The 6,270-nt window shown below is 54.8% G+C and carries 6 protein-coding genes; 5 read left to right on the top strand and 1 reads right to left on the bottom strand.

Translation table 11 applies throughout. The features are described from left to right. The 4 genes from VK738_16165 to VK738_16150 all read left to right on the top strand — a co-directional run. A partial coding sequence (locus VK738_16165; GenBank protein ID HTD24194.1) for an FAD-binding protein occupies positions 1-1,189 on the top strand: 1,189 nt, incomplete at its 5' end. Positions 1,190-1,278: 89 nt separating this feature from the next. Continuing rightward, entirely contained in the window at positions 1,279-2,064 is a 786-nt protein-coding gene (locus VK738_16160; protein ID HTD24193.1) for a succinate dehydrogenase/fumarate reductase iron-sulfur subunit, read from the top strand. Between the two features lie 120 nt (positions 2,065-2,184). Next, positions 2,185-2,694, top strand: coding sequence for a hypothetical protein (locus tag VK738_16155; GenBank protein ID HTD24192.1), 510 nt, complete (start codon positions 2,185-2,187; stop codon positions 2,692-2,694). A 129-nt stretch (positions 2,695-2,823) separates the two neighbouring features. Next, the gene (locus VK738_16150) at positions 2,824-4,320 is read left to right on the top strand and encodes a radical SAM protein (GenBank protein ID HTD24191.1); all 1,497 of its coding nucleotides are present in this window, start codon (positions 2,824-2,826) and stop codon (positions 4,318-4,320) included. Between the two features lie 78 nt (positions 4,321-4,398). On the opposite strand, the gene VK738_16145 is transcribed toward VK738_16150, so the two are convergent. Further along, positions 4,399-5,484: a hypothetical protein gene (locus VK738_16145; protein HTD24190.1), complete on the bottom strand. Its 1,086-nt coding sequence runs from the start codon at positions 5,482-5,484 to the stop codon at positions 4,399-4,401. Between the two features lie 283 nt (positions 5,485-5,767). On the opposite strand from VK738_16145, the gene VK738_16140 reads away from it, so the two are divergent. Then, the coding region (locus VK738_16140) for an AraC family ligand binding domain-containing protein (GenBank protein HTD24189.1) at positions 5,768-6,270 on the top strand (503 nt) is incomplete at its 3' end.

The raw sequence follows: 6,270 nt of genomic DNA, 5'->3' as shown, positions 1-6,270 counted from the left end.
GGCCAAGTCCATCGTGATTGCTACAGGTGGCATCGGCAAGGCATGGCGGGTCACATCCAATTCATGGGAGTACACCGGCGACGGCATGGCTCTGGCCTACGATGCCGGAGCCGAACTGATGGATATGGAGTTCGTCCAGTTCCATCCCACCGGCATGGTATGGCCTCCAGGCGTGCAAGGCATCCTGGTGACCGAAGCCGTGCGCGGCGAGGGCGGTATCCTGCGCAACAAGCTGGGTGAGCGCTTCATGGAAAAATACGATCCGCAGCGCATGGAGCTTTCCACCCGCGACGTAGTCGCACGATCCATTTATACAGAGGTGCGCGAAGGCCGGGGAAGCGAGCACGGCGGCGCTTATCTCGATATCTCGCACAAGCCGGCTGAATACGTGAAGCGCAAGCTGCCCAGCATGTATCACCAGTTCAAAGAGCTGGCCGATGTTGATATCACCTCTGGCCCCATGGAAGTCGGTCCGACATGTCATTACATGATGGGTGGGATTCGCGTAGAGGCCGAGACCGCGCAATCTACCGTACCGGGACTCTTCGCTGCCGGTGAGGCTGCCGCCGGGCTGCACGGCGCCAACCGCCTGGGTGGCAATTCCCTCTCTGACCTTCTGGTCTTCGGACGCCGCGCGGGAGAGGGTGCTGCCGAATATGCGAAGAAAGCTTCTGCACTCAACCTTGATCCACAGCAAGTGGCCGAAGCCGAGCGCGAAATGCTGGCACCCTTTGAGCGGACAGACGGTGAGAATCCATATTCCGTTCACCATGATTTGCAGGAGACCATGCAGAACTTGGTCGGCATCTTCCGCGTGGAAGAAGACCTGCAGCGCGCGATGAGCGAGTTGGAAAAACTAAAACAGCGGGCCGCTAAAGTTCGCGTGGAAGGCTCACGCATGTTTAATCCGGGATGGCACTTGGCTCGCGATTTGAAAAATATGTTCACTGTGGCTGAAGCCGTTACGCGCAGCGCCATTGCCCGCAAGGAAAGCCGGGGAGCGCACAGCCGCATTGACTACGCCGGACTCGACGCCGAATGGGGCAAGAAGAACAACATCATCCAGCGTGATGGCGACACCATGCGTCTGCGGCAGTCGCCGCTGCCCGAGATGCCGGAAGAGTTGAAACAGATTTTGTCGGAGACGAAACCAGCGGAGAGCAAGCCTGCTGTAACACAGAAAAGTTAGGAATCATCGTGGAAGAGCATGGCTTCACCATGCGTAACGAGAATAAAAATTACGGGCTTTAGCCCCTGCGGCACAAAGAGAAACAATCAATGGCAACAACAACACAATCTCCAAACCCGGCAACAACGAGCTCCAACGCCGCCGAGGCCACACTGAAAATCTTTCGCGGCGACAGCAACGGCGGCGCCCCTGTCGAATACCGCGTACCTATTGCGCCCGGCATGGTCGTGCTCGACGCTCTGCACTACGTGCAGGCGCATCAGGCTTCCGATCTGGCCGTCCGCTGGAACTGCAAGGCCGGCAAGTGTGGATCTTGCTCCGCCGAGGTCAACGGCAAGCCGCGTCTTACCTGCAAGACCCGTATGGACGCGCTTCCCTTGAACGAACCCATCACCATTGCCCCGATGAAATCGTTCCCCGTTATCAAAGACCTGGTGACTGACGTCTCATTCAACTACCGCGTGAACAAAAAGATCCCGGCCTTCACTCCTAGCCCGGGCACAGACTGGAAGATGTACCAGCGTGACATTGACCGCGTGCAGGAGTTCCGCAAGTGCATCGAGTGCTTCCTCTGCCAGAACGTCTGCCACGTGTTGCGCGATCACAATAAACAAGAACAGTTTGCCGGACCGCGTTTCTTCGTGCGCATCGCCGGATTGGAGATGCATCCTTTGGATAGCGTCTCGCGCACGCAATTATTGAAAGAGGAATTAGGCCTGGGATACTGCAACATTACTAAATGCTGCACCGAGGTCTGCCCCGAGGAAATTCACATCACCGATAACGCCATTATTCCCCTGAAAGAGCGGGTGGTTGATGAATATTACGACCCCGTGCTTGCACTGGTGCGCAAGATTAAGAAAGCGGTAAGCTAGAACGGGTTGCATAAATCTGCGAGGTAGTGAGCTCTACACCTCAGGGGGCTAAAACCCGCATCTTTGAAGACCTTAACGGCACGATTAAAGTCGTGCCCTGATACAAAGCGAGAGGGCGTTATGGAACTCGAGCTGAAATCCATCTCCATGGCCGGCGTAGCGGAAGCCAACGCCAAAGCTGAACACTATCGTTTACTCAACCAACCCAAAGAGGCCGAATCAATTTGTCTCGACGTGCTGGCCAGCGATCCTGAGAACCAGGTCGCGTTGCGCAACCTGGGATTGGCCATCACCGACCAGTTCACTGGACATGCTTCTGACCGCTACGCCGAAGTCGAAGCGGCTTTCAACCGACTTACCAATAAATACGAGCACCTCTACTACACCGGAATCCTGCATGAACGGCGCGCCAAGTCCCAGCTTGCTGCCGGCCGGCCGCCCCACACTCTGTTAGTGACTGTGGAAGAGGCCTTGCGCTGCTTCAAGGAGGCCGAGGCCATCAGTCCGCCGGCTAATGATGATTCCATCCTGCGCTGGAACAGTTGCATCCGCCTGCTCAAGAGCCACAGCGAGGCCGAATGGCACAAGGACATGGAAACCATGGACGTGGGTGACAGCCACTCTTTTTGATGGTTGACGAAAGAATAGCAACTTATGCGGTTGCCAGCACGGCTAACGGCAGTGTAAGGTAAAACAAATCTCTGCGCTGCTTCGGCTCTGGTTTGAAGTCATTACGAATCTCTTGCAAGGAGTGTTGGAATGAACATCCTGCTGCTTTCCATGCCTGACTCCTTCGAGCACATGCCTTCCATTGTCATCCGCATGCCTAATGGCGCTCTAACATCGCTGGCGGGAAATGTTGACTCGCACCATCGCGTCGCCGTTGCCGATTTGATCCTGGCGCAGAGAAGCGTGCGCGAGACCGTGGAAAAACTTGTGCGTGAGTGGGACCCGCAAGTTGTTGGCCTTTCCGTGATGACCTTTCAGCGCAAGACTGCCATTAAGATCATTGCTCTGATTCGCTCGCTGAAACCGGATGTAAAAGTCGTTGTCGGCGGCTACGATCCCAGCTTGGCGTCAGAGCCGTATATGACCGACGACGCCGGCATTGACTTCATCATCCGCGGTGAAGGCGAGCTGACTTTTCGTGAGCTGGTGCGCGCCCTGGAAAATGGAGGCTCGTACGACACCCTCTCAGGGCTTTCCTACCGCTCGGGTGGCGTGTGGCATCACAATCCTCCGCGCCCCGTGCATTCTCTCGATGGAGACGAGATTCGCTTGCCCAACCGCAAAGCGCGTGTGCTCAAAGGCTATACCATGCTGGGGCGTCAGGTTGACGTGATCGAAACCTCGCGCGGCTGCACTTACGATTGTAGCTTCTGCTCCATCATCGCCATGCGCGGGCGTAACTTTCATACCTACTCCTTCGAGCGCGTTCTCGCCGATATTCGCGACGCGCGCGCTAATGGCGCGACAAGTCTCTTTCTGGTGGATGACAACATCACGTTGAACGTCCACCGCTTCGAGGGGCTCTGCCACGCCATCATCGAAGCCGGCTGCAATGACGTGGAATACTTCATCCAGGGCATGACCTCGGCCATCGCCAATCACGGAGAGACCCTGGCCCCACTCATGCGACGGGCGGGCTTTCGTTACGTCTTTCTTGGTATTGAAAACATTCTGGAAGACGATCTGCAATTCCTGCGGGCCAGCGCCAAGAACCGCGAACGCGGCGAGCAGGGGCAGACTCTCGGCAACGCAACCATGAAGGCGATCGAGCACATACACCGCAACAAGATGTATGTGGTGGGCGGGCTGATTGTCGGCAATCCTGGCGACACCCGCGATTCCGTGAATGCCAACCTGGAGTTTGCCCGCCGCTACGTGGATTGGCCGTACATCCAGCATCCCACGCCGTACCCGGGCACGCCCATGACAAAAGATTTTGTCGAGCGCAACTTGCTGGTGAATGAACGGGTAGAAGAATATGACGGAACGACGGCAGTCGTCCGTTCCGAACATCTGGAGCCAGAGGAAATTGAATTTCTACGCTGGCGCAAGGAGCGCTGGATCAAGCTTGCCTATTTTCCGAACGCGCTCCGGCACAGTCCGGGATTCGTGCTGCGCAACGGCCCCAAAATGCTGAAGTATACCTTTCGGGGATGCAACCTGCGCACCCTCCTCGGACTCGAAGACGAACGCGTCGCTTTCCGCCGCTACCGCGAGCTGCGGGCGGCTGAGCGCGCCTATATCTAGCAATCAGCACTTAGCATTCAGCGCTCAGCCAACTCGGCGTCATTATCGTCACCGAGAACCACATTTGTGCATGTCTCCTCAACCCTTTCCGTGAAAAACATACACTAGTTCGATAACCAGAATAATGACCACCATCACCTCCAGCACAAAGGCCCGGCTTTGGTGAAAATCATCTACCATGAACCCGTATAGCTCCTCTGCTGTCTTCAATTTTTCCTGCACCAGGTTCTTGTAATCGGGAACTCCGACCTTGGCGGCAGCCAGGCGATACAGTCTCGCAGAAAACATGTCGCTTAAAAATTTCACGGCGTTATCCACGCGCTCGGTCAATTCGGTAACGTCGAGCAAAACCGTTTGCAGACGCGATGCAGAGCGGCCCATCCGCCAGCGGTCAAAAACGCTGCCTTTGCGGTCCAGCGATTTGTATACCCCGGCCAGCTCCCGCGTCAGCAGATCATCGTAGTGACGGAATTCCAGGAGCTGTGAATTGGCGTACTCCAGCAATTGAATTGCGGTTTGCGCGCCGGTCTCAGTGTCATAAATGAACGCAGCATTCCAGCCGATGACCGCCAGATCGCTCGGATAATACGAAATGCTCGACTGTATGACCTCAGCCTGTTCTCCTTCCGAAAGCGGAGAAGTTTCGCCGCGTACGATCTGCGCGATTTCAGCAGCATGGGCGCGCACCAACTCCGCTGCGGTGGAACTTCCCGGGACTTCTTTGACAGCAAAGATGAAATAATCTTCGTTCAACCAGTTCTTATAAGGTTTGATCAGTGCAGCAGCTACGACCTTCAGCTTTTCCTGGGCTATGGCGCTGGCCTGTTGCTCCAACCGGCTCTCCGACATCCAACGGCTGGAAAGATCAATAAGCGCCCTCCAATCGCCCTGGAAAGGAATCTCAAAGATGAGGCTCACGACTCCGTAGTCGTAATACTTGATGGTTCCCTGGATGGGCTGACTGCCATCAATGACAAAGGGATCGAGCGCCTCGACCACCGGCGGACGAATGAACTGGGCATTTTCATAAGCGGCATGCTTCTGCAACCCTTGCCCCACGCATTTTGTGCCCAGGATGCTGCGCAGTTGATCAAGATTGATCTCTTCGCAAACATCGAAGAGATATAAAATCAGGGCCTTGCCTTGTAGAGATACTTCTCCCATAGGATGTCTCGTTGTACGAAGGAACTTAAAGAACAACTAAAGAAAATCGAATTGCGCGGCACACATATCATTATTCAGACGCCGGATATTCAACCAATTGTTTTGCTGAAAACATTCTGTTTTATACGCTGATAACCCTCTGGTGTATCCGGGCACGGTCAATGATATATATTTTGGGCGTTCGCGTACTTTGCCAGAAAAATATTGACAGGACTCATGGCTCCGCACTATGCTTCACTGCGAGAAATCGTGTCTCGTAATATGAGACGATGACCAGAGACCTATGCTGAGCGCATCCGTAGAAGTGCTGTGGACTGCTCGTTTTGACTACCAGCCCCATTGGAAGTTGCAGAGACACAAGCATGATTACTTCCAGATGATCTATTTTCTTCAGGGAGAAGGCCGCTTCTTTCTGCAGGAACAAGCCTATGATCTCAGCAAACCTGCACTGTTCCTGATTAAGCCCAATCAATACCACGGTCTCAATCCGGTTGATCTGGTCAAGACGCTGGATATTAAGTTCCATGCGAAAGACAAGCTGTTGAGGCAATCGCTGCTCCGGGCGCCTTCCTGCATTTTGGAAGAAGACGCCGAAATTTCTTATCTTTTCGAGCGCATTCGATGGGAAGGCGAACAAAAACAGCCGCTATTTCGTGAATTGTGCAGCAGTTATTTGTTCCAGATCCTGATCCTCTATTTGCGGCGGAGCGATCGGCCTGCGGCAAAGGATGAAGCCCCCACCGAGCGAAAAATGGATGGCGTCATCACCGATGCCGTAAGCCGGCA

The sequence above is a fragment of the Terriglobales bacterium genome (assembly GCA_035487355.1).
In the GTDB taxonomy this organism is placed as follows: domain Bacteria; phylum Acidobacteriota; class Terriglobia; order Terriglobales; family Acidobacteriaceae; genus QIAW01.
Note: the sequence above shows the minus strand (reverse complement) of the source record. Positions and strands in the feature narration are given on the sequence as shown.

What these genes read in the sequence shown, in the direction of transcription:
- VK738_16160 (HTD24193.1), top strand. Translation starts at nt 1,279, where the DNA reads ATGGCAACAACAACACAATCTCCAAACCCGGCAACAACGAGCTCCAAC.
- VK738_16155 (HTD24192.1), top strand. Translation starts at nt 2,185, where the DNA reads ATGGAACTCGAGCTGAAATCCATCTCCATGGCCGGCGTAGCGGAAGCC.
- VK738_16150 (HTD24191.1), top strand. Translation starts at nt 2,824, where the DNA reads ATGAACATCCTGCTGCTTTCCATGCCTGACTCCTTCGAGCACATGCCT.
- VK738_16145 (HTD24190.1), bottom strand. Translation starts at nt 5,484, where the DNA reads ATGGGAGAAGTATCTCTACAAGGCAAGGCCCTGATTTTATATCTCTTC.